This is a genomic window from Streptomyces sp. NPDC034049 (genome assembly GCF_055575575.1).
Genome location: NZ_JBVISJ010000001.1, coordinates 661,927 through 685,919 on the forward strand (window position 1 = coordinate 661,927; position 23,993 = coordinate 685,919).

Below are 23,993 nucleotides of genomic sequence, written 5' to 3' on the forward strand. Positions count from 1 at the left end.
GAGATTACTGATGAGTAGGGCCAGAGGTAAGACAGAAGCCCGAAATCCGCTCAATGTTCAGACGGTCGTGCATTGTTCGTCGTACCGGGTGCGCGAGAGCGGGCCGACGCACAGGGTTCTGCGGTCTCCGGTGAGCCGGCGCCCCGGCGGGTCACCGGTCCTCGGCGTAGCGTCTGGCCAGGGTGATCAGGGCCGCGCGGTCGGGGCTGTCGGTGCGGTGGCGGAGGCTGGCGAGGTGCTTCTCCACGGTGCGCGGGGAGAGGAAGAGGTGGTCGGCGATCTCCTGGTTGCCGAGCCGGGCGGCGAGCAGGCGGAGCACCTCGTACTCCCGGGCCGTCACCCCCACGCGGCGCAGCTCTCGCGGGATCGTGTCGTGGCCCTGGCGGCGGCGCGGCACGGGCGCGCCGGCGTCGCGCAGCAGCGCCCGGCACGCGGCGGACACGCGGGTCGTGCCCCGCTCGTGGAAGAACTGCTCGGCGGCGCGCAGCCATTCGACGGGCCGGCCCCAGCCGTCGGCGAGCGCGGCCTGGGCGCCGAGCCGCAGACAGAGGTGGGCGGCCAGCGGGATCGCGGCGGTGCTGGTCAGGGCCTCCTCCGCCGTCTTGGCGGCCTCCGCGCCGCGGCCCTCGCGGCCCAGCAGGACGGCCCGGGACCAGCCGGCGAAGGGGCGGTCCCAGTGGACCTGGGCGAGCCGTTCGGTGCCGGGGCCGTCCAGTTCACCCCAGTCGGTCGTGCCGCGCAGGGTGCGCAGCAGGAGGTACGGCCCGAGGAACCCGGTGACGCCACGGGTGCTGGGCAGGGCCCGCATGACCGCGTCCGCCTCGGTGAACTCGGCCAGCGCGCGGTCGGGTTCCTCCCGCAGCAGGGAGCAGATGCCCTGGGCCCAGCCCCACACCGAGGTGTCGGCGTAACCCCAGAGCGCCCCCGCGCTGCGCCCGGCGAGCGCGCGCTCCAGCGTGCGCAGGGTGGCGTCGAGCCTCTCCCGCTCCCCGAGCGAGGCGGCGATGATGCCGTCCACGCCCGCGCCGATCAGCTCCACCTCGCGCAACCGCAGTCGGCGGGCCGTCTCCCGCAGGCGACGCGCGGACTCCGCGGCCCGGTCGTGTTCGTCGCGCAGGATGTGGGAGAGGGTCAGATGCATGTCGGCCCAGGCGGTCATGAGCACCGCGCCGGTGTCCTCGGCGGCCGCGCGCGCGGCGAGCAGCCGGTCCGTGCCGGTGAACCGGACACGGTCGAGCACGCCCAGCTCCAGCAGGCCACGGATCCGCCACACCGGCAGCGCGTGGGCCTCGGCGGTCGCGACCAGCCGGGTGAACGCGTCCTCCGCCTCGCCCAGGTCCCGGGGGCGCAGGCAGTAGCCGAGCATGTTGAGCGCCTTGCACGCCACCTCCGGCAGCCCCACCTCCTCCGCGGTCGCGACGGCGCCCTCGGCGAGCGCGCGGGCGCTCTCCAGCCGGTCCGGGCGCTGCGAGTTGAGCATCAGGTGGGCGGCGACCGCGTCCAGCGCGGCGCGGGACGCCGGGTCGGGCGAGTCGCCGAGCAGTTCCCTTGCCCGCCGTACGGCGGTCAGGCCCTCCTCCCACTGCTGCGCGGTCGCCGCGGCCCGCGCCCGGATCAGGAAACCCGCCGCCCGTCGGCCGGCCGGCGCGCCGGAGACCGTCAGGACACGGTCCAGCCGGTCACCGAGTTCGGGTACGCGTCGTACGTCGCCGGTGAGGACCAGCGTGCCGAGCAACTCCTCCAGCAGCCGGGCCACGGCCTCGGGGGGAGCGTCCGGCGTGTCGGCGATCAGTTCCAGGCCCCGGTCGAGGAGTTCCACGGCGGTCAGCAGCGCGCCCCGCGCGACGGCCTGTCGACCGGCCCGGGCGAGCAGCACGGCCGCCCGCGCCGGCCGGCCACCGGCGACACACAACTCCGCGGCGAGCCGGTACAGATCGTCACGGGCGTCCTCGCCGAGGGGGCGGTGGGGGGTGCGGGCCGGGGTGGCGGACTGGGCGGGCGCGGGGGGTGGGGGCTGGGCGAGGGCGAGAGCGGAGAGGTCGGGTTCGGCGGGCGGGGCGCCCCTGCTGGGCGTGTCGTGGTGTGTCGTGCTCGGTGTGATCGGGCGTGTCGGGGTGTCGCCACCGGTGTGCGTCACGTCAGGGCTCGCCTCCTCGTCGCTCACCCCCCACGCCCCCTCGATCGCGTCGGCCGCCGCCAGGCACAGGGCCGCCCGTTCGGCGGGGAGCAGGCGGCCGCTGATGGCGTCGGCCGTGAGGGCGTGGCGGAAGGTGTGCCAGCCGGGGTCGGCGGGGGTGGTGGCGCCGGAGACGAGGTGGGCGTGGGAGGCGTGGCGGAGCTGGGGGAGGGCGGTGGTGGGGTCCAGGCCGGCGGCGCGGGCGGCGACGTCCACGGGGAAGCGTCGGCCGAGGACCGCCGCCGCCTCCAGGAGGGCGACACCCGCGGGCGGCAGCTGGTCCACACGTTGCAGGACGGCGGCGGCGACGGTGGCGGGGACACCGGCGTCGAGCGAGCCGGTGACTGCCCAGCGGGAGTCCCCCTCCCGGACCAGCCCGCCCCCGTCGACCATGGCGCGCAGCAGTTCCTCCACCACGAAGGGAACGCCCTCGGAGACGGTGTGCAGCCGGTTCAGTACCGCGGCCGGGACGTCTTCGGCGGAGTCGTGGCCCAGACAGCGGGCCGCCAACTCGGCGGTGCCGGCCGGCCCGAGGCGGGCCAGCCGGATCGTGCGGGCCGTGCGGCGGGACGTGGCGGCCCCGGCGAGGTCGAGCGCCGGGCCGGACTCGCCGCGCAGGGTGGCCAGCAGGACGGTCCGCTGCCCGGAGACGTTGTCCGTCAGGTAGTCGACGATGGCGAGCGTGTCGGCGTCCGCGTCGTGCAGGTCCTCCAGCACCAGGACACAGCCGCCGTCCCGGCCGAGGACGTGCAACAGCCGCAGCACCGCCTCGGCGTACCCGACGAGGGGTGCGCCGTCCTGCGGTGCCAGCCCGCACAGCCGGGTCAGCAGGGGCTCGTAGAGGCCCAGTTCGCCGTCCGAGGGCGCACCCTCGCCCCGTAGGCCGGAGAACACGGCCTCCGCGAGGGGGCGCAGCGGCACCGCGCGCCCGGCGGACGCCGCTCGCCCGCGCAGGACACGCGCCCCGGTGCGCGCGGCGGCGGACGCGGCCTCCTCGACGAGCCGGGACTTGCCGATGCCGGGCTCGCCCAGCACGAACACCGAGGAGCCGTGCCCGTCCCGGCCCGCCCGGACGACGGCCGTCAGCAGCTCGCGCTCCGCCTCCCTGCCGACCAGGGCGGGCGAGGACAGCGACGAGAAGGACGGCTCCACCGAGAACGACGACAACTCCAGGCCCCCTGCGCCCCGTTGGGATGGTCGTGGCAACCCCCGTACTCCTCGCACACCTCTTCGAGGCGCGTACAGAGTAGCCCCCTCTTTCACAGGGGTCGCACAACTACATGGGGGGTCTTCCCCGATACCCGGCGCGTCGGAGTCCGGCACGCTTCTGTCTCGGCAGGGCAGGGGGGACAGGGCATGACCCGGGGGGACATGCCCTGCCTGCTTCTTTCTCTTTTCGGCAGGGAGGTCGTCGATGCAGCGTGCCCGGGTGTGGGTCGCCGCCGGAGTGCTGGGCGTGGTCCTGAGCGGGTGTTCGTCATCCGCGGGGAACACCGGGAGCACCGGGAGTCCCGGTGGAGGTAGCGGCGGCGGGTCGTCGTCGGCCGGTGCCGCCGCCGACGAGCCGGAGGTTCCGCTGACCACCCAGGACCTGGAACGGGTCTGCGCGGACGGACTCGGCTTCGCGGGACTACCGGCCTACGACCGTACGAAGAAGACGGTGCACCCGGCGCAGTTGATGAACAGCACCGGCGACGGCTGGAACAGCAGCGTGCCCCTCGACGGGGACTTCCCCAAGGGCTGGTTCCTCGGTTACGAGGACAAGCCGGCACAGGCGGAGCTGGTCGTCTGTGTCGAGCGCACCAAGGCCACCGCGACCGGCAAGGTCTGCGACATGGAGGCCGACGGCAAGCCGCTGAAGATCAAGACGTACAACACCTCCTACCGGCTGCGGGTCGTCGAGGCGCGCACCGGCAAGGAGCAGTACACGTACAGCGGCAAGGTCGAGTCGGACGAATGCCCGGTCTACATCTTCACCTCGGACGACGAGGACGCCGACAAGTACTACAACGAGGTCCGGTCCGAGGACTACCGGGGCCGCGTCAAGCCGTACATCGCGCCGTAGCCGTAGCCGTAGCCGTAGCCGTAGCCGTAGCCGTAGCCGTAGCCGTAGCCGTAGCCGCGTCGAGCACGCGGCTACGGCCGCCAGGTCGCTACTTCGTGACGCCCGCGTCCTTGAGCGACTTCTCCCAGTCCGCGACCGACGACGGGTTGGTGATCTTCTTGTCGTTGATCTTGATGGTCGGAGTCGACTCGACCCCCTCGGCGTCGTCGAAGGTCTTGCTCATCCGCATCGCCCAGGCGTCGTAGGTGCCCTTCTCGACGGCGTCCTGGAACTTCTTGTTGTTCTTCAGCGCGTCGACGGTGTTCGCCACCTTGATCAGATAGCTGTCCTTGGCGAACTCGTCGGTCGACTCCTCCGGGTGGTACTTCGCCGAGTACAGCGCCGCCTTGTAGTCGAGGAAGGCCTCGGGGCTGACGTTCAGGGCGGCGCCGAGCGCGCTCAGCGCGTTCTTCGAGCCCTCGCCGGTGAGGTTGCCGTCAAGGAAGGTGCCGAGAGTGAAGGAGAGCTTGTAGTCGCCGTCCTCCATGCCCTTGTTCACCGTCTCGCCGACGGTCTGCTCGAAACTGGCGCAGGCCGGGCAGCGCGGGTCCTCGTACAGGTGGACCACGTTGTCGGACTTGGAGTCGCCGATCAGTACGGTCGTACCGTTCTTGCCGGAGGCGTTGGCCGGCGCGACCACCGTGGCGTCGGCGGCCGCCTCCCACTTCGTGGGCTTGTTGTTCTGGACGACGGCGTAGCCGATGCCGCCCGCTATCGCGAGGACCGCGACGATGGAGGACGCCACGATCGCCTGACGCCGGACCTTGGCGCGCTTGGCCTGGCGCTCGCGCTCCAGACGCAGCCGCTCACGGGCCGCCGACTTCGCCGCGTTGCTGTTCCGCTTGCTCATAAGGGTGAACTCCCTGGGAAACGCGCACCCGGGTGCGCGGATGGGTGTGACGGGGATGTGCTCGTGCTCGGAAGGCGGTCACGCGAACGTGACCGAGCACGGCGGTCCACGCCGTCCCAGGGAGTGGGCGAAGAGAAGGGTGCGGGCGGTGGCCGTACGGTGCGCGACGCGCCTCGGCCGGTGCTCCGCCGGGGCGGGCCGCACCAGGACGGAGGCGACCGCGATCAGCAGCGGACGGAAGCCGGCGGCGACCGCGGCGTCCAGCAGCTGGGCCAGCGCCCGCTCGCCCCGCCGCAGCCAGGCGGCGGCCAGCAGCCCCACGCCGATGTGCGCGGCGAGCAGCAGCCAGACGGCCGTCGGACCGGCGCCCGCCAGCAGCGTGGCCGCGCGCTCGGAGCCGCCGGTGACCCGCGCCAGCGGCGCGCCGACGCTGCCGCCGCACAGGACGTCCAGTCCGACCTGGCGCAGCGGACCCGTGACGGGGCCGCCCGCCTCGCCGTAGCAGGCGTGCTGACCCGCGGTGAAGACCGTGTCGGCGGTCAGCTCCAGCGGGATCAGCACACCGGCGATGCGCCCGAAGCCGCGCTCGCGGCCGGCCAGCGCGTAGGCGACGAGGAAGACGGCGGCGGCGATCGCGGCGACGGCGGTGAGCGGGAGCGGGACCCCGGACAGCAGCACGTGCGACGCGGTGCCGAGTGTCACGACGATCGCCGTGAACAGCGCCGCGCGTACGGCTCTGAAGTGGGTCCCGGATATGTCCATGGCGTCGGAGAGTCTCCCACGTTCACCCGTAAGGGACCGCTAAAGGGCCCCTGTGAGTGACGAACACGGAAGGATGTCGGACGTCTACAGACCGGGGATCCGGCCGTTGCGGAAGAGGTCGACGAAGATCTGGTGGTCCGCACGCGCGCGTGCCCCGTACGCGTGCGCGAAGTCCACCAGGAGGGGTGCGAAGCCCTCCTCGTCGGCCGCGATCGCCGCGTCGATGGCCCGCTCCGTGGAGAACGGGACCAGGGACTGTCCGGTCAGGTCGTCCGCCGCCGCGTGCATCGTGGCCGTGGCCCGGCCGAGGTCGGCGACGACCGCCGCGATCTCCTCCGGGTCGTCGATGTCGCTCCAGTCCAGGTCCACCGCGTACGGCGAGACCTCGGCGACCAGCTGTCCGGCGCCGTCCAGCTCGGTCCAGCCCAGCCACGGGTCCGCGTGCGCCTGCAGAGCGCGCTGGGAGATCACCGTGCGGTGGCCCTCGTGCTCGAAGTAGTCACGGATCCGCTCGTCGGTGATGTGCCGGGAGACCGCCGGGGTCTGGGCCTGCTTGATGTAGATCACGACGTCGTTCTCCAGGGCGTCGCTCTGCCCCTCCAGCAGGATGTTGTACGACGGCAGCCCCGCCGAGCCGATGCCGATGCCCCGGCGGCCGACGACGTCCTTCACCCGGTACGAGTCGGGGCGGGTCAGGGACGACTCCGGCAGCGTCTCCAGATAGCCGTCGAAGGCGGCCAGCACCTTGTAGCGCGTCGCCGCGTCCAGCTCGATGGAGCCGCCGCCCGGCGCGAAGCGGCGCTCGAAGTCGCGGATCTCCGTCATCGAGTCCAGGAGGCCGAAACGGGTCAGCGAGCGGGCGTCGCGCAGCGCGCCCAGCAGCGGGCCCTGGGCGGTGTCCAGCGTGAACGGGGGGACCTCGTCCCGCTTGGCGCCGGTCGCTATGGCGTGGATCCGCTCGCGGTAGGCGGCCGCGTAGATCTCCACCAGCTCCGTGATCTGCTCGTCGCTGAGGGCCTTCGCGTACCCGATGAGCGCCACGGAGGCGGCGAAACGCTTCAGGTCCCAGGTGAAGGGGGCGACGTACGCCTCGTCGAAGTCGTTCACGTTGAAGATCAGACGGCCCGTGGAGTCCATGTACGTGCCGAAGTTCTCCGCGTGGAGGTCGCCGTGGATCCACACGCGCGAGGTGCGCTCGTCCAGGTACGGTCCGGCCGACTTCTCCTCGTCCAGGTCCTTGTAGAACAGGCACGCCGTGCCCCGGTAGAACGCGAAGGCCGAGGCCGCCATCTTCCGGAACTTCACGCGGAACGCGGCCGGGTCGGCGGCGAGGAGCCGGCCGAAGGCGGTGTCGAAGACGGCGAGGATCTCCTCACCGCGTCGCTCGTCGTTGAGCTGCGGAACCGACATCGCTGGGTGCCTCCTGGTGGATCACGGGTGGGTCGACCTCTCAACGTGCGAGCGCGCACGGGAGTGCCCACGACTCCTCCCCGAAAGGTACGGGGCACACCCCTCGCCGTGTCAGTGCCGAGGCATAGACTTCGACGCTGTCCCCCAGACTGTCCGCAGCCCGTGGGGAAGTCGTTCACGCCTGTTTCCCCTGTGTCCCCTGGAGGCCGAAGCCGTGTCAAAGCCGCCGTTCACGCACCTGCACGTCCACACCCAGTACTCGCTGCTGGACGGTGCCGCGCGGCTCAAGGACATGTTCGACGCGTGCAACGAGATGGGCATGACCCACATCGCCATGTCCGACCACGGCAATCTGCACGGGGCGTACGACTTCTTCCACTCCGCGAAGAAGGCGGGCGTCACCCCGATCATCGGCATCGAGGCGTACGTCGCCCCCGAGTCCCGCCGCAACAAGCGCAAGATCCAGTGGGGTCAGCCGCACCAGAAGCGGGACGACGTCTCCGGCTCCGGTGGTTACACGCACAAGACGATCTGGGCGGCGAACAAGACCGGTCTGCACAACCTCTTCAAGCTCTCCTCGGACGCGTACGCCGAGGGCTGGCTCCAGAAGTGGCCCCGGATGGACAAGGAGACCATCTCCCAGTGGTCCGAGGGGCTCATCGCCTCCACCGGCTGCCCCTCCGGCGAGCTGCAGACCCGGCTGCGCCTCGGCCAGTTCGACGAGGCCCTGAAGTCGGCCGCCGAGTACCAGGACATCTTCGGCAAGGACCGGTACTTCCTGGAGCTGATGGACCACGGCATCGAGATCGAGCACCGGGTCCGCGACGGCCTGCTGGAGATCGGCAAGAAGCTCGGCATCCCCCCGCTGGTCACCAACGACTCGCACTACACCTACGCGCACGAGGCGACCGCGCACGACGCGCTGCTGTGCATCCAGACCGGCAAGAACCTCTCCGACCCGGACCGCTTCAAGTTCGACGGCACCGGCTACTACCTGAAGTCCACGGACGAGATGTACGCCATCGACTCCTCGGACGCCTGGCAGGAGGGCTGCGCCAACACCCTGCTGGTCGCCGAGCAGATCGACACCACGGGCATGTTCGAGGCCCGGAACCTGATGCCGAAGTTCGACATCCCCGAGGGGTACACGGAGGTCAGCTGGTTCCGCGAGGAGACCATGCGCGGCATGCACCGCCGCTTCCCGGACGGCATCCCGGACGACCGCATGAAGCAGGTCGAGTACGAGATGGACACCATCATCTCGATGGGCTTCCCGGGCTACTTCCTCGTGGTCGCCGACTTCATCATGTGGGCCAAGAAGCAGGGCATCGCGGTCGGCCCCGGCCGTGGCTCCGCGGCCGGCTCGATCGTCGCGTACGCCATGGGCATCACCGACCTCGACCCGATCCCGCACGGCCTGATCTTCGAGCGGTTCCTCAACCCCGAGCGCATCTCCATGCCCGATGTCGACATCGACTTCGACGAGCGCAGGCGCGTCGAGGTGATCCGGTACGTGACGGAGAAGTACGGCGCCGACAAGGTCGCCATGATCGGCACCTACGGCAAGATCAAGGCGAAGAACGCCATCAAGGACTCCGCGCGCGTGCTGGGCTACCCGTACGCGATGGGCGACCGGCTCACCAAGGCCATGCCCGCCGACGTCCTCGGCAAGGGCATCGACCTCAACGGCATCACCGACCCCTCCCACCCGCGCTACGGCGAGGCGGGCGAGATCCGGGCGATGTACGAGAACGAACCGGACGTGAAGAAGGTCATCGACACCGCCAAGGGCGTCGAGGGCCTGGTCCGGCAGATGGGTGTGCACGCGGCCGGCGTGATCATGTCCAGCGAGCCCATCGTCGACCACGCCCCGATCTGGGTGCGGCACACCGACGGCGTGACCATCACCCAGTGGGACTACCCGCAGTGCGAGTCGCTCGGCCTGCTGAAGATGGACTTCCTCGGCCTGCGCAACCTCACGATCATGGACGACGCCATCAAGATGGTGAAGGCCAACAAAGGCATCGACCTGGAGATGCTCTCGCTCCCGCTGGACGACCCCAAGACCTTCGAACTGCTCTGCCGCGGCGACACGCTCGGCGTCTTCCAGTTCGACGGCGGCCCGATGCGCTCGCTGCTCCGCCAGATGCAGCCCGACAACTTCGAGGACATCTCCGCCGTCTCGGCCCTCTACCGGCCCGGCCCGATGGGCATGAACTCGCACATCAACTACGCCGAGCGGAAGAACGGCCGCCAGGAGATCACCCCGATCCACAAGGAGCTGGAGGAGCCGCTCCAGGAGGTCCTCGCGGTCACCTACGGCCTGATCGTCTACCAGGAGCAGGTGCAGAAGGCGGCCCAGATCATCGCCGGGTACTCCCTCGGTGAGGCCGACATCCTCCGCCGCGTGATGGGCAAGAAGAAGCCCGAGGAACTGGCGAAGAACTTCACCATCTTCCAGGCCGGCGCCAAGAAGAACGGCTACAGCGACGAGGCCATCCAGGCCCTGTGGGACGTGCTGGTCCCGTTCGCCGGCTACGCCTTCAACAAGGCCCACTCCGCCGCGTACGGCCTGGTCTCCTACTGGACGGCGTACCTCAAGGCCAACTACCCGGCCGAGTACATGGCCGCGCTGCTCACCTCGGTCAAGGACGACAAGGACAAGTCGGCGGTCTACCTCAACGAGTGCCGGCGCATGAAGATCAAGGTGCTCCCGCCGAACGTCAACGAGTCCGAGCAGAACTTCGCCGCCCAGGGCGACGACGTGATCCTCTTCGGCCTCTCCGCCGTCCGCAACGTCGGGACGAACGTGGTGGAGTCGATCATCCGCAGTCGCAAGGCCAAGGGGAAGTACGCCTCCTTCCCGGACTACCTCGACAAGGTCGAGGCGGTCGCCTGCAACAAGCGGACCACGGAGTCGCTGATCAAGGCGGGCGCCTTCGACTCCATGGGGCACACCCGCAAGGGCCTCACCGCGCACTTCGACCCGATGATCGACAACGTGGTCGCGGTCAAGCGCAAGGAGGCCGAGGGCCAGTTCGACCTCTTCGGCGGCATGGGCGAGGACGACAGCAGCGAGCCGGGCTTCGGGCTCGACGTGGAGTTCACCACCGACGAGTGGGACAAGACCTATCTCCTCGCCCAGGAGCGGGAGATGCTCGGTCTCTACGTCTCCGACCACCCCCTCTTCGGCCTGGAGCACGTGCTCGCCGACAAGGCCGACGCGGGCATCGCCCAGCTCACCGGCGGCGAGCACGCGGACGGCGCGGTCGTCACCATCGGCGGCATCATCTCGGGCCTCCAGCGCAAGATGACCAAGCAGGGCAACGCCTGGGCCATCGCCACCGTCGAGGACCTCGCCGGCTCCATCGAGTGCATGTTCTTCCCGGCGACCTACCAGCTCGTCTCCACGCAACTCGTCGAGGACGCCGTCGTGTTCGTCAAGGGCCGCCTCGACAAGCGCGAGGACGTGCCGCGGCTCGTCGCGATGGAGATGCAGGTCCCCGACCTGTCGAACGCGGGCACCAACGCGCCCGTGATCCTCACCATCCCGGCGACCCGGGTCACCCCGCCCATGGTCAGCCGGCTCGGCGAGATCCTCACCCACCACAAGGGCGACAGCGAGGTCCGGATCAGGCTCCAGGGCCCGACCAAGACGACCGTGCTCCGCCTCGACCGGCACCGGGTCAAGCCCGACCCGGCCCTGTTCGGCGATCTGAAGGTGCTGCTCGGCCCGTCCTGCCTGGCCGGCTGAGCGGACCTGGGCGGGTCCGGGCGGACCCGTGCGGGCCGCGGAGTCCGACAGGCGTGAACGCGCGAGGGGCGCATCCGGTGTTCCGGATGCGCCCCTCGGTGTACCTGGGCTGCAACAGCCTTTACGCAGATGTCAGTTGTGACCGAAGCGCTTCTGCCGGCCCTTGCGGGCCATGTCGCCGGGCGTCACCTGGGTCACGCGCTGTTCGGCCTGCGACTCCAGCGAGGACTGCTGGGTCTGCTGCTGACCACGCTCGGACTGCGGCTGCTTACGGTCCTGCTTCTTGTTCTTGGCCATGGTGATCTGCCTCCTGTGGGGGATCTAGGGGCCAGGGCCGCGACCAGACTCACATAGCATGACAAGGTGCGCATTTCGGAAAATCACCGTCCGTGACGAGAGTTGTCGGACCACGAGTCGCGACCCGGGGGCGCGCGCCCGGATACGCCACGCCGAAGATCGAGTTCCGGCCGTTAACCTCCGCGCGGTCGGGCAGACTCGAAGGAAGCCCGAAGCAAACCTCCCGGAAAGAGGGTGGATCGCGTGGACCGCTGCATCGTCCTGGTGGACGCCGGGTATCTGCTCGGCGCGGCCGCCAGCCTCCTCGCCGGGGAACCCTCCCGCTCCCGCATCACCGTCGATCACGCCGCCCTCATCCAGGGGCTGCGCGAGCGCGCCGAGGCCGACACCGAACGGCCGTTGCTGCGCATCTACTGGTTCGACGGCGCCCCCGACCGCGTCCCGCAGCCCGAGCACCGCAGGCTGCGCGTGATGCCCCGGGTGACCGTCCGGCTCGGCGCGCTGACCCGCAGCGACGGGCGCTGGGCGCAGAAGGGCGTGGACGCCGCCATGCACGCCGAACTGACCGAACTGGCCCGCAACCGCGCCTGCTCCGACGTGGTCCTCGTGACCGGCGACGGGGATCTGCTGCCGGGCATGATGGCCGCCAAGGAGCACGGCGTCGCCGTCCACCTGTGGGCGGTGCAGGCGGCCGACGGCGACTACAACCAGTCCGAGGACCTGGTGGCCGAGGCCGACGAGCGGCGGGTGCTCGACCGGATGTGGATCACCAAGGCCGTGCGGGCCAAGGACGTCGGCGGGGTCTGCGCGCCCCAGCCGGTGCCGCGGCCGGAGATCGCCGCGATCCTGTCGGCCCCGCTGCCCGAGTCGGCGCTCGCGGCGGCCGCCGAGCGGTCACCCGGAGAGCCCGAGCACGCCTCGGCTGCCGGTGCCGCGCGCAACGGCAGCGAGGAGCGGGCGTCCGCACACAAGGGCGTACCGACGCCGAAGGACCTGGCGGCGATGCGCGGGCCCGGGGCGCACGCCGTGCAGCATCCGGCCACCGCCACGCTCCGGTGGTCCTCCGACAAGGGCTGGGTGGACCGGCCCGGGGGCGCCGCGGAGCCGCCGGAGGCCGCGGCGATGCCGACGCTGGCGCAGCTGACCTCGGCGGAGCAGCGGTGGGCCGATCGGGAGGAGGACATCACGACCGTGGGCGGCGACCCCTTCGAGGTCGGACAGGTGTTCGCCCGGCGGTGGATGGCCCGGCTGACCGACCAGGCGCATCTGCAGAAGCTGTCGGGGATGTATCCGCGGGTGCCGCACCGGGTGGACGGGGAGCTGCTGCGGTATGCGGCGCGGTTCGGGCTGCTGGCGCACAAGGACGATCAGATCGACGAGCACGACCGGTACGCGATCCGGGCCGGGTTCTGGCGGGAGATCGATGTGCGCACGGGGGTCGAGCACGCGCCGGCGGGGGAGCGGTAAGGGGGCCTCACGGGCCGGGGCGGACTGTTTTCGGGCGACTGCGGGTTGATTCTGGCTGGTCGCGCAGTTCCCCGCGCCCCTCTCCGGGGCGCGCTGCGGTGCCCCGGAGAGGGGACAGTCCTCCGGACCCCTTAGGCTCGTCCCTCGTGAGTACGCGTACGGCACAGGCGGTCCGGCATGGTGGGGATGTCGTGTGCGCTGTGCGGGGCCTCACCAAGACCTATCCGGCCACCCGGGGACGGCGCGGGACACCGGGGACCCCCGAGGTGCGGGCCAACGACGCGGTGGCGCTGGAGGTCCGGCGCGGCGAGATCTTCGGGCTGCTCGGACCCAACGGGGCGGGCAAGACCACCCTCGTACGGCAGCTCACCGGGCTGATGCGGCCCGACGACGGCACCGTCGAGATCCTGGGCCACGACATCGTGCGGCACCCGGAGCGGGCCTCCCGGATCCTCGCCTATCTTGGCCAGGAGTCCACCGCCCTCGACGAGCTGACCGTGGCGCTCGCCGCCGAGACCACCGGACGGCTGCGCGGGCTGGACATCCGGCGGGCGCGGGCCGAGCGGGACGCGGTGCTGGAGGAACTGGGACTGACCGGGCTCGCCGCGCGTCCCCTGAAGAAGCTGTCCGGCGGACAGCGACGGCTCGCCTGCTTCGCCACCGCCCTCGTCGGGGAGCGCCCGCTGCTCGTGCTCGACGAGCCGACCAGCGGGATGGACCCGGTGGCCCGGCGCGCCGTGTGGGCCGCCGTCGACCGGCGGCGCGCCGAGTCCGGCGCCACCGTGCTGCTGGTCACCCACAACGTCATCGAGGCCGAGACCGTGCTCGACCGGGTCGCCGTCCTCGACCAGGGCCGGGTCATCGCCTGCGACACGCCGGCCGGGCTGAAGGAGCAGGTCGCGGGCGAGGTTCGGGTCGACCTGGTGTGGCGCGAGAAGGCCCCGCTGGACGTGCCCGAGGTCGTCGCCCTGCGCCCGCGCGCGGTGGAGTCCGGGCGCCGGTGGACGCTCCGGCTCGCACCCGAGGAGGCGCGTGCCGTGGTGGCCACCGTGACCGGGGGCGCCGCCTTCGTGGCGCTCGACGACTTCACCCTCGCCACGCCGAGCCTGGAGGACGTCTACCTGGCGCTCGGCGGCAGCGCGGGCAGCGCGCAGGGACTGGTCAAGGGGTGAGGGACGCGGGCGTGGGCCGGAGAACAGTCGGTGCGAAGGTGAACGACGTGGCTGCCGCAGCCGTACGGAACTGGGCGACAGCCGAAGCGAAGAGGAGCAGCTCGACGTGAGTGTCGTACCCGCCGAGATCCTGCCGGGCAAGGCCCTGGCGGTGGAGGAGCGCGTGGAGCGCGGAGCCGCCGAGCTAGGGCCCCGCGCGCGCCTGTGGCCGTCGCTCTGCGCGGTGTACCGGGCGCAGCTGTCCCGGGCGCGGGTCGCGCGGATCCCACTGCTGTTCGTCGCCACCTTCCAGTCGATCGGGATCATGATCCTGATGCGCGGTGTGGTGGACGGCGGGGCCGAGGCGCACGCCGTGGTCGCCGGTTCGTCGGTGCTCGTCGTCGCCTTCGTCGCGCTGAACCTGCTGGCCCAGTACTTCGGGCAGCTGCGGTCCAGCGGCGGACTCGACCACTACGCCACACTTCCGGTGCCGCCGGCGGCCGTGGTGCTGGGCGCGGCGGGGGCGTACGCCTCCTTCACCGTGCCGGGGACCGTCGTGACCGCCGTCTTCGGCTGTGCGCTCTTCGGGCTGCCGCTGACCCACCTCTGGGTGCTCGCCGCCGTGATCCCGCTCGCCGGGGCCGCGCTCGCCGGCTTGGGCGCCGCGCTGGGGCTGCTCGCCCCGCGCCCGGAGCTGGCCACCGTGCTCGGGCAGCTCGGTATGTCGGCGGCGCTCCTGCTGGGCGTGCTGCCGGCCGACCGGATGCCGGGCTTCGTCCAGTTCGCCCGGGACCTGCTGCCGTCGACGTACGGCGTGGAGGCTTTCGCCCGGACCTTCGGGCCGAGCCCCGACTGGGCGTTCGTGCTCGGGGACCTCGCCGTGTGCGCGGGGGTCGGGGTAGTCTCGCTCGCCGTCGCCACCTGGGCGTACCGGCGGGCCGCCGTCCGGTGACGCGGCGCGCGACCGGGCCTGGCACGATGGCAGAGTGACCGCACCGTTGACTCCTCCTCCGCCGCCGCACGACCAGTCCCCGAACGACCCCTGGGCTCCCCCGCCCACCAGCGGCGGGGGCGACGCGGAACCCTGGTACGGGCCGGAGAAGCCGCCCGTCGGCCCCGGGCTCAGGACCGAGTTGATCGAGGCCGCCGTCGTCACCGTGGTCATGGCGCTGCTCGGCGGCGCGGTGCTGGGCGTCCTGTGGTGGTGGCTCGCGCCGCACGTGCCGCTCGTCTCCGACGGGTCGGCGGTCTACTTCAAGGACACCGAGGGCGAGCAGGCCGCGGGTGTCGACGGGACGTTCACCCTGCTGGCCCTGGGCGCGGGGGCGCTGAGCGCGCTCGTCGTCTTCCTGCTGCGCCGACGCGGCGGGGTGCCGCTCGTCGTGGCGCTCCTGGTCGGCGGGCTGCTCGGGGCCGTGGTGGCGTGGCGGCTCGGGGTGTGGCTCGGACCCGGGACGGATGTCGCCGCGCGGGCGAAGGAGGTCGGGCAGGGCGTGACGTTCTCGGCGCCGCTGAAGCTCGGGGCGAAGGGCGCGCTGCTGGCTTGGCCGTTCGCGGGGTTGCTGGTGCACCTCGGATTGACGGCGCTGTTCGGACCGCGCGATCCCGAGCCGCTCGAGTCCGAGCCGGAGAAGGACGGGTACGGCGCGCCGGTGGTGTGATTTTCGGGCGCCTGATAGCTCGGGGGTTCTGGTGCGCTGGCGAGTGCGGGTGCGTGGGGTTTCTCCGCAGTTCCCGCCCCTAAAAGACCAGGCCCTGCGGGCCTGAAAGACCACGGCCCTGCGGGCCTGAAAGGCGACGGGGCCGCGGGGTGAAAAGCACGGGGCGCAGCCCCTGCTTTTCAGGGGCGCGGGGAACTGCGCGACCAGCCCCCACGCACCCGTAGCCGAAAACGCGCCGCCCCCCAACGTCACGCGCGAGCGATCGGCGCGGACACCGCCTCCGTGAGCTTCGCGAGGTCTCCCGGGGACAGCTCGACCTCCAGGCCCCGCCGCCCAGCCGAGACGCAGATCGTGTCGTGCGCGTCCGCCGACGCGTCCAGCACCGTGCGGAGCCGCTTGCGCTGGCCGAGGGGGGAGATCCCGCCCCGCACATAGCCCGTCGTGCGCTCCGCGAGCGTGGGGTCGGCCATCGCCGCCCGCTTGCCGCCGACCGCCGTCGCCAGCGACTTCAGGTCCAGCGAGCCCGCCACCGGCACGACCGCCACCACGAGCGCGCCGTCGACGTCCGCCACCAGTGTCTTGAACACCCGCTCGGGCGACACGCCCATCGCCTCGGCCGCCTCCTCGCCGTAGGAGGGATGCGCCGGATCGTGCTCGTAGGCGTGCACGGTGTACTCCACGCCCGCCGCCGTCAGGGCCACCGTCGCGGGCGTGCCGCCCGCCTGCTGCTTCTTCGACTTCTTCGCCATCGGCCTTCTCGTGTGCGTCAGTTGAGGCTCGTCGGGCCCCGCGTCAGCTCCGACGCGGGCAACGACGGCAGACTACGGATGATCGCGGACTCGGCGCGCAGGAGTCTCAGCTCGTCGCGCAGCCGGGACGCCGTGTCGGGAGCCTGGAGGAGCCGCTGCTTGGCCGGCGTGTCGAGCATCATCGCCGCCGCGACCAGGTACGAGACGACGGCCGGCTCGTCGGGCAGGTCCGCGCCCGTCGACAACGAGCGCTCCCGGGCGCCCGCGAGCCGCTTCTGGTACTGGCGGAACGCCCGCAGGACCCCCTCGGCGAGCGCGCCCGCCTCGTCGCCCGCGTCCTCCGGCAGCTCCTCCAGGTCCGCCACCAGGAACGGACCCGTGGTGTCCACCGAGAGCAGGCGCACGCGGGTGGTACCGGTCGCGAGGACCTCGTACGTGCCGTTGTCGCGCTCCCGGATGGTGGCCGCGTCCGCGATGCAGCCCACGGCGTGGAACGCCTTCGTCGGCTGGTCGCCGAAGCCCGCGGTCGGGCCCCGGTCGGGCAGCGCCGTCGGATCCGGCATGCCCGGGGCGCTCGGCGCGACCTCGTGGCCGTCGCGGATGGCGACCACGGCGAAGCGGCGGGGTTGGTCCTCGGGGGTCTTCAGCAACTCGCGCATCATGGCGCGATAGCGCTCCTCGAAGATGTTCAGAGGAAGCACGAGCCCCGGGTACAACACCGAGTTCAGGGGGAAGAGCGGCAGCCGGACGGTGGTCACGAGGCCAGAGCCTAATGGTCGTCGGGGCGCGCGCGTTCGTCCGTACTCGTTTGGTGACCTCCGCCGGGAGCTACCCTTCGCCCCGCTCGGCCCTCTTCGGCCGTGCGCGCAGCGGGATCGAGCACGCCACCTCCAGCCGTACGCCGTCCCGCAGCTGGAGGAACTGGCCCAGCGGATCGTCCGACACCCGGTCCCAGGGGAACGACGTGGCGTACGGGCCGATCATGCGCAGCTGGGCCAGGGCGTCCGACCAGCGCTCCAGCCGGACCAGGACGTAGGTCAGCAGGTTGCGCACCTCGGCCGGCCACGGGTCGCCGGGCCCGTACTCGGCGGAGAGCGCGATCGCGCCGTCCGCCGCCCGGTCCAGACGCGCGCGCGGGATCGCGGCCCCGCCGCCGTCCGCGAGGTACGCGAAGGCCGCCCGCACCGGCAGGGCCCGGACGAGGGACCCGGGGAGCGCGTCCTCGGCGGCGCGTTCGGCGAAGTCGAAGCACTCGCGGTGCGAGCCGTACCACGCGGCGGACAGGTACTTCAGGGCCGCGACATGGCAGCCGTAGTGGTGCGGGGACCGGCGGACCGCCTCCGTCCACAGCTGCTCGAAGCCGGTGTGGCCCACTCCGGTGCCCCGGGCGTGGTCGAGCGCGATCCGCCAGGGCACCGGGTCGCGCGGTTCGCCCTCGGCCGCCGCCGTGATCAACGGGCCGGCCTCGCGCAGCCGTTCGGCCCGGGCGGGGGAGCGCCAGCCGCGGGCCACCGCCAGTTCGGCCCTGATCAGCAGGACGTCCGGGTCGTGCGGCGCGGCCCGGTGCCAGCTCCGCAGCCACGCGTCGCGCGCGTGGGCGAAGGCGGCGAGCCGCAACGCGTACCGGTCACGGTTCTCCCACTCCGCCGACTCCCGGGTGGTGGCCAGCAGCTTCGCCGCGGGCGCGTGGTCACCGCGGCCGGCCGCCACCAGCGCGGGCCCGAGCCGCTCGTCGGGGGCGTCGAGCAGCACCTCGTCGTCGGCCGGCAGCCCCACGGCGAGCCGTGAGGTGTGGCGTGCCATCCGGGCCGTACGGACGAGCGCACGCAGCGGATCCATGGCGCCTGGCCCCCTTTTGCGCCTCGCCCGGTTCCGCACGCGCGGACCGGGTGCTCACCGTCGTGGTTTCGCGGATTGATGGTTCGCTGGGAAGACGGAGGGACGACGAGTCAGGTTGTCTGCATCGAAGATCGGTTCGAAACAACCGGTCGACTCCGGTACGGAATCGGTCAGTTCCTGCTCAGCAGGCGGGTGGCGCCCGCCGCCACCGTCGTCGCCAGGATCCACCCCAGGATGATGACCACCGCCGCCAGCCACTGCCAGCTGTCCTCCAGCTGCCAGTAGCCGGCCTGGCCGAGGTCGATGACCGGCAGCAGCAGGTCCAGGGCGAACAGCGACGCGTTCCAGTCCGGGTGTTCGCCGCTCTTCATCGGCGGATGCTCGGCGTGCGAGAAGGCGTACGAGGTGAGCGCCCACAGCACCGCCATCCACACCGCCGCCCGGCCCGGCCGGTACCCGTAGGCGACCGTCCAGTCCTGCGCGTACCCCCAGAGCTTGGCCGCGAGCGGCAGGTTCTCGCGCCGGTGGCGCTGCTTGGCGAGGAGCACCTCGCGGGCGCCCTCGTCGTCCCCGCCGGCCCGCAGCACGGTCGCCAGCCGCTCGTACGGCTCCGGGCTGTACTCGGCGGTCGCCGCCGCCACCCACTCCAGCCGTTCGGCCAGCGGGAACTGGCCGCGCGGGACGAGGGTCTCGTACTGGAAGCCGCCCATGTGGAGGTTGCCCGGGCCGGGCCAGCTCTCCGCCTTGTCGATCAGGACGCCGACGCGGGCCCCGGACAGGACGACCTTGCCGCGCTCGGGCTTCTCCCCGAGGAAGCGCAGCTCCGGCACCTGGACGCGGCGCAGCGACAGCTCCTGTTCCTCCGTGAAGGTGAACCGGGCCCGCTCCAGGTCGACGGAGTCCCCGAACCGCCCGTCGTCCAGCCGGATCCCGCCCTGGCACTCGAAGCGCTGCACCCGGGTCCCGCGCGCGGGGGTGCTGCCGCTGGTGTGCAGCGGATTGCCGACGCCGGCCGGGGTCAGATACAGGGTGCGCTCGACGGTCAGCTGCGGCGCGTTCAGGGCGAGGCGGCCGTAGGGGTTGGCGAGCCGGCTCCCGCGCAGGCTGAGCGAGGCGCCGACGGTCGCGCCGCGCAGACTCAGCTCGCCGTGCGACTCCAGCATCTCGGCCTGGACGTCCTGGGCGACGGTCAGCCCGTCGGCGGAGAGCGAGCGGCCGTGCCGGTCGCGGTAGACGACCGCCTGGTTGAGCAGCAGATCGGTGCCGATCTGGGCGTCCGCCAGCCGTACCCCGTTGTGGAAGCGGCAGCGCGGCAGATGCAGATCGCCCTCCGTGTGCAGGCGCGCGGCCTCCAGCCGGGGCACCGAGCAGTCCACCAGCCGTACGGTCGTGAACCGGGCCTCCGGCAGCAGGATCTCCTTCTCGAACCGGCAGCCCTTCATCTCCACGTACGGCACCACCTGGCCGCCCGCGAGCTCCAGCACGCCCTTGATCTGGACGCCGACCAGCTTCAGCGCGGACACCCGGCCGGCCAGCGCCGGCGGGCCGTCCAGCAGCAGCCAGGCCACGATCCGGGCCCGCACCGACCGCTCGGGACCCCACGGGTGGCCGCCGTGCGGATCGTCCACGGCGACGTCCCCGTCCCGCAGGTCGTACACGCTGCCGTTGCGGAAGGCCTGCCACATGCCCGCTTCCGCGGCGGTCAGGTCCTCCGGCAGGTCCCCGTCGTCCCGGAGGCCGGGCCCCTCGCTCACGACTCTTCCTTCCCCCGTCCTGGGCATTCGCGTGTATCGCGCACCTGTTTACGCTGGTGATGCCCGCTGAGTGACAGCCTGAACGCTAGACGTGAAGAGGATCTTCCGGGTTCCCGCCCGAGCCGTATCAGCCATTGGAACGCGCGGACGGCCGCCGACGCGGGTCTGAGAGAATTGGGCCTGTGATCTCCCGAATCGATCTGCGCGGCGACGCCCTCCCCGAGGGACCCGCCCTGCGCGACCTGCTGCCCCGAGCCGACTTCGACGTCTCGGCCGCCCTGGAGAAGGTGCGGCCGATCTGCGAGGCCGTGCATCATCGGGGCGACGCGGCGCTGATCGACTTCGCGGAGAAGTTCGACGGGGTGCGCCTGACCTCCGTGCGGGTCCCCGCCGAGGCCCTCACCGAGGCCCTGGAGCAGCTCGACCCGGCCGTCCGCGCGGCCCTGGAGGAGTCGATCCGGCGCGCCCGCACCGTCCACCGCGCGCAGCGCCGCACCACCCACACCACCCAGGTCGTGCCCGGCGGCACCGTCACCGAGAAGTGGGTGCCGGTCGAGCGCGTCGGCCTCTACGCCCCCGGCGGCCGCTCGGTGTATCCCTCCTCCGTGATCATGAACGTGGTCCCGGCGCAGGAGGCCGGTGTCCCCTCGATCGCCCTGGCCTCCCCGGCGCAGGCCGAGTTCGACGGGCTGCCGCACCCCACGATCCTGGCCGCCTGCGCGCTGCTCGGCGTCGACGAGGTCTACGCGGCCGGTGGCGCCACCGCCGTCGCGATGTTCGCCTACGGCACCGAGTCCTGCCCGCCCGCCCCCATGGTCACCGGGCCGGGCAACATCTGGGTGGCCGCCGCCAAGCGGTACTTCACCGGCGTCATCGGCATCGACTCCGAGGCCGGCCCGACCGAGATCGCGGTCCTCGCCGACGACACCGCCGACCCGGTGCACGTCGCCGCCGACCTGATCAGCCAGGCCGAGCACGACCCGCTCGCCGCCGCCGTGCTCGTCACCGACTCCGTCGCCCTCGCCGACGCGGTCGCGAAGGAGCTCCAGCCGCAGGTCGAGGCCACCAAGCACATCGAGGACCGCATCCGCCCGGCTCTCGCGGGCCGGCAGTCCGCGATCGTCCTGGTCGACGGCGTCGACGAGGGCCTGCGCGTCGTCAACGCCTACGGCGCCGAGCACCTGGAGATCCAGACGGCCGACGCCGCCGCCGTCGCCGAGCGCGTCGTCAACGCGGGCGCGATCTTCATCGGCCCCTGGGCACCGGTCTCGCTGGGCGACTACGCGGCCGGCTCCAACCATGTGCTCCCCACCGGCGGCTGCGCCTGCCACTCCTCCGGTCTGTCCGTCCAGTCCTTCCTGCGCGGCATCCACATCGTCGACTACACCGAGGACGCGCTGGCCGAGGTCGCGCACCACGTGGTGACGCTGGCGGAGGCGGAGGACCTCCCCGCGCACGGCGCGGCGATCAAGGCAAGGTTCGGCTGGAAGGTACCTGGCAAGTGAGCTTCGGAATCGACGATCTCCCCGTACGGGACGAACTGCGCGGCAAGAGCCCCTACGGCGCGCCCCAGCTCGACGTCCCCGTACGCCTGAACACCAACGAGAACCCGTACCCGCTGCCCGAGCCGCTGGTCGAGCGGATCACCGAGCGGGTGCGGGAGGCGGCCCGCCACCTCAACCGCTACCCCGACCGGGACGCCGTCGAGCTGCGGACCCGGCTCGCCGAGTACCTGACGGACACCTCCGGCCACGAGGTCGGCCTCGCCAACGTGTGGGCCGCCAACGGCTCCAACGAGGTCATCCAGCAGCTGCTGCAGACCTTCGGCGGGCCAGGCCGCAGCGCGATCGGGTTCGAGCCCTCGTACTCGATGCACGGCCTGATCTCCCGCGGCACCGGTACGGCATGGATCTCCGGCCCCCGCAACGACGACTTCACGATCGACCTGGCCGCCGCCGAGAAGGCGATCGCCGAGCACCGGCCCGACGTCGTCTTCGTCACCACCCCCAACAACCCCACGGGCACCGCCGTTCCGGGCGAGACCGTCCTCGCGCTGTACGAGGCCGCGCAGGCGGCGAAGCCGTCGCTCGTCGTGGTCGACGAGGCGTACATCGAGTTCAGCCACGGCGACTCGCTGCTGCCCCTCATCGAGGGCCGGCCGAACCTCGTCGTCTCGCGCACGATGTCGAAGGCGTTCGGCGCGGCGGGCCTGCGCCTCGGCTACCTCGCCGCCCACCCGGCGGTCGTGGACGCCGTCCAGCTGGTCCGGCTGCCGTACCACCTGTCGGCCGTCACGCAGGCGACCGCCCTGGCCGCCCTGGAGCACACCGGCACGCTGCTGAAGTACGTCGAACAGCTGAAGTCGGAGCGGGACCGGCTGGTGGGCGAGCTGCTGGCGATCGGCTACGAGGTGACCGCGTCCGACGCCAACTTCGTGCAGTTCGGCCGCTTCGACGACTCCCACACCGTGTGGCAGAAGATCCTCGACCGGGGTGTCCTGGTCCGGGACAACGGAGTACCGGGCTGGCTCCGGGTCACCGCCGGCACCCCCGAAGAGAACGACGCGTTCCTCGACGCGGTCCGTGAACTCAAGAAGGAGCAGAACGCATGAGCCGCGTAGGACGCATAGAGCGCACGACGAAGGAGACGTCGGTCCTCGTCGAGATCAACCTCGACGGCACCGGCCGGACGGAGATCTCCACCGGGGTCGGCTTCTACGACCACATGCTCGACCAGCTCGGCCGGCACGGTCTGTTCGACCTGACCGTGAAGACCGACGGCGACCTGCACATCGACTCCCACCACACCATCGAGGACACCGCCCTCGCGCTGGGCGCCGCCTTCAAGCAGGCCCTCGGCGACAAGGTGGGCATCTACCGCTTCGGCAACTGCACGGTCCCGCTGGACGAGTCCCTCGCCCAGGTCACCGTCGACCTCTCCGGCCGCCCCTACCTCGTGCACACCGAGCCCGAGAAGATGGCGCCGATGATCGGCGAGTACGACACCACGATGACCCGGCACATCCTGGAGTCCTTCGTCGCCCAGGCCCAGATCGCGCTGCACGTGCACGTGCCGTACGGGCGCAACGCCCACCACATCGTCGAATGCCAGTTCAAGGCGCTCGCCCGGGCGCTGCGCTACGCCTCCGAGCGCGACCCGCGCGCCGTCGGCATCCTGCCCTCCACGAAGGGCGCGCTGTGAACGGGCTGTCCACCGTCCTGATCGTCGTCGGCCTCTTCCTGGTCGGCGGGATCATCTCGTTCGCCAGGCAACAGATGCCCAAGAGCCTCATCACGCTCCTCTCGATCGGGGCCGCGATGTGCCTCGTCGCGGGCATCCTGCGGCTGGAGGTGTGGAATTGAGCACCACGTCCAGGACCAACGCGTCCAAGAAGGTCGTCGTCTTCGACTACGGCTTCGGCAACGTGAGGTCCGCCGAGCGCGCCCTCGCCCGCACCGGCGCCGAGGTCGAGATAACCCGTGACTTCGACAGGGCCATGAACGCCGACGGGCTGCTGGTCCCCGGCGTCGGCGCCTTCGCCGCCTGCATGAAGGGCCTGAAGGAGGCGCGCGGCGACTGGATCATCGACCGGCGCCTCTCCGGCGGCCGCCCGGTGATGGGCATCTGCGTCGGGATGCAGATCCTCTTCGCGCGCGGCATCGAGCACGGCGTGGAGACCGAGGGCCTCGACGAGTGGCCCGGCGCGGTCGAGCCGCTCCAGGCCGAGATCGTGCCCCACATGGGCTGGAACACCGTCGACGCCCCGGCAGGCACCGAACTGTTCGCCGGCCTCGACGCCGACGCCCGCTTCTACTTCGTGCACTCCTACGCCGTCCACGACTGGACCCTGGAGACGCACAACCCGGCCCTGACCAGCCCCAAGGTCACCTGGTCCACGCACGGCAAGCCGTTCGTGGCGGCCGTGGAGAACGGCGCCCTGTGGGCCACGCAGTTCCACCCCGAGAAGTCCGGCGACGCCGGAGCGCAGCTGCTGAACAACTGGATCGGAACCCTGTAGC

At 71.8% G+C, this 23,993-nt stretch carries 20 protein-coding genes; 11 read left to right on the forward strand and 9 right to left on the reverse strand.

What is annotated here, in order from left to right; translation table 11 throughout:
• Window positions 1-151: 151 nt before the first annotated feature.
• Window positions 152-3,382: a helix-turn-helix transcriptional regulator gene (locus ACZ52C_RS02925; RefSeq protein ID WP_469073089.1), complete on the reverse strand. Its 3,231-nt coding sequence runs from the start codon at window positions 3,380-3,382 to the stop codon at window positions 152-154.
• A 208-nt stretch (window positions 3,383-3,590) separates the two neighbouring features.
• Between ACZ52C_RS02925 and ACZ52C_RS02930 the strand changes: the two genes are divergently transcribed.
• Window positions 3,591-4,241, forward strand: coding sequence for a hypothetical protein (locus ACZ52C_RS02930; protein WP_469073090.1), 651 nt, complete (start codon window positions 3,591-3,593; stop codon window positions 4,239-4,241).
• A gap of 88 nt (window positions 4,242-4,329) precedes the next feature.
• Here ACZ52C_RS02930 and ACZ52C_RS02935 read toward each other — a convergent pair whose 3' ends face one another.
• The 3 genes from ACZ52C_RS02935 to ACZ52C_RS02945 all read right to left on the reverse strand — a co-directional run bounded on the left by ACZ52C_RS02935 (window position 4,330) and on the right by ACZ52C_RS02945 (window position 7,302).
• Window positions 4,330-5,130, reverse strand: coding sequence for a DsbA family protein (locus ACZ52C_RS02935; RefSeq protein WP_469073091.1), 801 nt, complete (start codon window positions 5,128-5,130; stop codon window positions 4,330-4,332).
• Window positions 5,131-5,208: 78 nt separating this feature from the next.
• A complete protein-coding gene (locus ACZ52C_RS02940) occupies window positions 5,209-5,892 on the reverse strand; it encodes a hypothetical protein (protein ID WP_469073092.1) in 684 nt (227 codons plus the stop codon).
• Window positions 5,893-5,976: 84 nt separating this feature from the next.
• Window positions 5,977-7,302, reverse strand: coding sequence for a DUF2252 domain-containing protein (locus ACZ52C_RS02945; protein WP_469073093.1), 1,326 nt, complete (start codon window positions 7,300-7,302; stop codon window positions 5,977-5,979).
• 214 nt (window positions 7,303-7,516) lie between these two features.
• On the opposite strand from ACZ52C_RS02945, the gene dnaE reads away from it, so the two are divergent.
• A complete protein-coding gene (gene dnaE / locus ACZ52C_RS02950) occupies window positions 7,517-11,056 on the forward strand; it encodes a DNA polymerase III subunit alpha (protein ID WP_469073094.1) in 3,540 nt (1,179 codons plus the stop codon).
• Window positions 11,057-11,188: 132 nt separating this feature from the next.
• On the opposite strand, the gene ACZ52C_RS02955 is transcribed toward dnaE, so the two are convergent.
• Window positions 11,189-11,353 carry a hypothetical protein gene (locus ACZ52C_RS02955; protein ID WP_469073095.1) on the reverse strand — a complete coding sequence of 55 codons (165 nt, stop codon included), beginning with the start codon at window positions 11,351-11,353 and terminating at the stop codon, window positions 11,189-11,191.
• Window positions 11,354-11,596: 243 nt separating this feature from the next.
• On the opposite strand from ACZ52C_RS02955, the gene ACZ52C_RS02960 reads away from it, so the two are divergent.
• The 4 genes from ACZ52C_RS02960 to ACZ52C_RS02975 all read left to right on the forward strand — a co-directional run bounded on the left by ACZ52C_RS02960 (window position 11,597) and on the right by ACZ52C_RS02975 (window position 15,632).
• Window positions 11,597-12,820: an NYN domain-containing protein gene (locus ACZ52C_RS02960; protein ID WP_469073096.1), complete on the forward strand. Its 1,224-nt coding sequence runs from the start codon at window positions 11,597-11,599 to the stop codon at window positions 12,818-12,820.
• A gap of 146 nt (window positions 12,821-12,966) precedes the next feature.
• Window positions 12,967-13,992, forward strand: a complete 1,026-nt coding sequence (locus tag ACZ52C_RS02965) for an ABC transporter ATP-binding protein (RefSeq protein WP_469073097.1) — start codon at window positions 12,967-12,969, stop codon at window positions 13,990-13,992.
• Between the two features lie 106 nt (window positions 13,993-14,098).
• Window positions 14,099-14,923, forward strand: a complete 825-nt coding sequence (locus ACZ52C_RS02970; protein ID WP_469073098.1) for an ABC transporter permease — start codon at window positions 14,099-14,101, stop codon at window positions 14,921-14,923.
• 34 nt (window positions 14,924-14,957) lie between these two features.
• Window positions 14,958-15,632 carry a DUF2567 domain-containing protein gene (locus tag ACZ52C_RS02975; protein ID WP_469073099.1) on the forward strand — a complete coding sequence of 225 codons (675 nt, stop codon included), beginning with the start codon at window positions 14,958-14,960 and terminating at the stop codon, window positions 15,630-15,632.
• Between the two features lie 248 nt (window positions 15,633-15,880).
• Here the strand turns inward: ACZ52C_RS02975 and ybaK are convergent, their stop codons facing one another.
• The 4 genes from ybaK to ACZ52C_RS02995 all read right to left on the reverse strand — a co-directional run bounded on the left by ybaK (window position 15,881) and on the right by ACZ52C_RS02995 (window position 19,974).
• On the reverse strand, window positions 15,881-16,381 hold the full coding sequence (gene ybaK / locus ACZ52C_RS02980) for a Cys-tRNA(Pro) deacylase (RefSeq protein ID WP_469073100.1): 501 nt from the start codon (window positions 16,379-16,381) through the stop codon (window positions 15,881-15,883).
• Between the two features lie 17 nt (window positions 16,382-16,398).
• The gene (locus ACZ52C_RS02985; protein WP_469073101.1) at window positions 16,399-17,139 is read right to left on the reverse strand and encodes an LON peptidase substrate-binding domain-containing protein; all 741 of its coding nucleotides are present in this window, start codon (window positions 17,137-17,139) and stop codon (window positions 16,399-16,401) included.
• 70 nt (window positions 17,140-17,209) lie between these two features.
• Window positions 17,210-18,220: a hypothetical protein gene (locus ACZ52C_RS02990; RefSeq protein ID WP_469073102.1), complete on the reverse strand. Its 1,011-nt coding sequence runs from the start codon at window positions 18,218-18,220 to the stop codon at window positions 17,210-17,212.
• Window positions 18,221-18,390: 170 nt separating this feature from the next.
• A complete protein-coding gene (locus tag ACZ52C_RS02995; RefSeq protein WP_469073103.1) occupies window positions 18,391-19,974 on the reverse strand; it encodes an oxidoreductase in 1,584 nt (527 codons plus the stop codon).
• Window positions 19,975-20,156: 182 nt separating this feature from the next.
• Between ACZ52C_RS02995 and hisD the strand changes: the two genes are divergently transcribed.
• From hisD to hisH, 5 genes are read left to right on the forward strand one after another with little or no spacing between them, the layout of a single operon-like run.
• Window positions 20,157-21,479 (forward strand): histidinol dehydrogenase, encoded by a 1,323-nt coding sequence (gene hisD, locus ACZ52C_RS03000; protein WP_469073104.1) that lies wholly within the window; start codon window positions 20,157-20,159, stop codon window positions 21,477-21,479.
• Window positions 21,476-22,585: a histidinol-phosphate transaminase gene (locus ACZ52C_RS03005; protein ID WP_469073105.1), complete on the forward strand. Its 1,110-nt coding sequence runs from the start codon at window positions 21,476-21,478 to the stop codon at window positions 22,583-22,585. Before hisD ends, ACZ52C_RS03005 begins: the two co-directional genes overlap by 4 nt.
• Entirely contained in the window at window positions 22,582-23,175 is a 594-nt protein-coding gene (hisB, locus tag ACZ52C_RS03010; RefSeq protein ID WP_329899018.1) for an imidazoleglycerol-phosphate dehydratase HisB, read from the forward strand. Before ACZ52C_RS03005 ends, hisB begins: the two co-directional genes overlap by 4 nt.
• Window positions 23,172-23,336: a hypothetical protein gene (locus ACZ52C_RS03015; RefSeq protein ID WP_469073106.1), complete on the forward strand. Its 165-nt coding sequence runs from the start codon at window positions 23,172-23,174 to the stop codon at window positions 23,334-23,336. Before hisB ends, ACZ52C_RS03015 begins: the two co-directional genes overlap by 4 nt.
• Complete coding sequence (hisH, locus tag ACZ52C_RS03020; protein WP_469073107.1) at window positions 23,333-23,992, forward strand: imidazole glycerol phosphate synthase subunit HisH; 660 nt, start codon at window positions 23,333-23,335, stop codon at window positions 23,990-23,992. The genes ACZ52C_RS03015 and hisH overlap by 4 nt, the downstream gene beginning before the upstream one ends.
• The last annotated feature ends 1 nt before the right edge of the window (window position 23,993 follow it).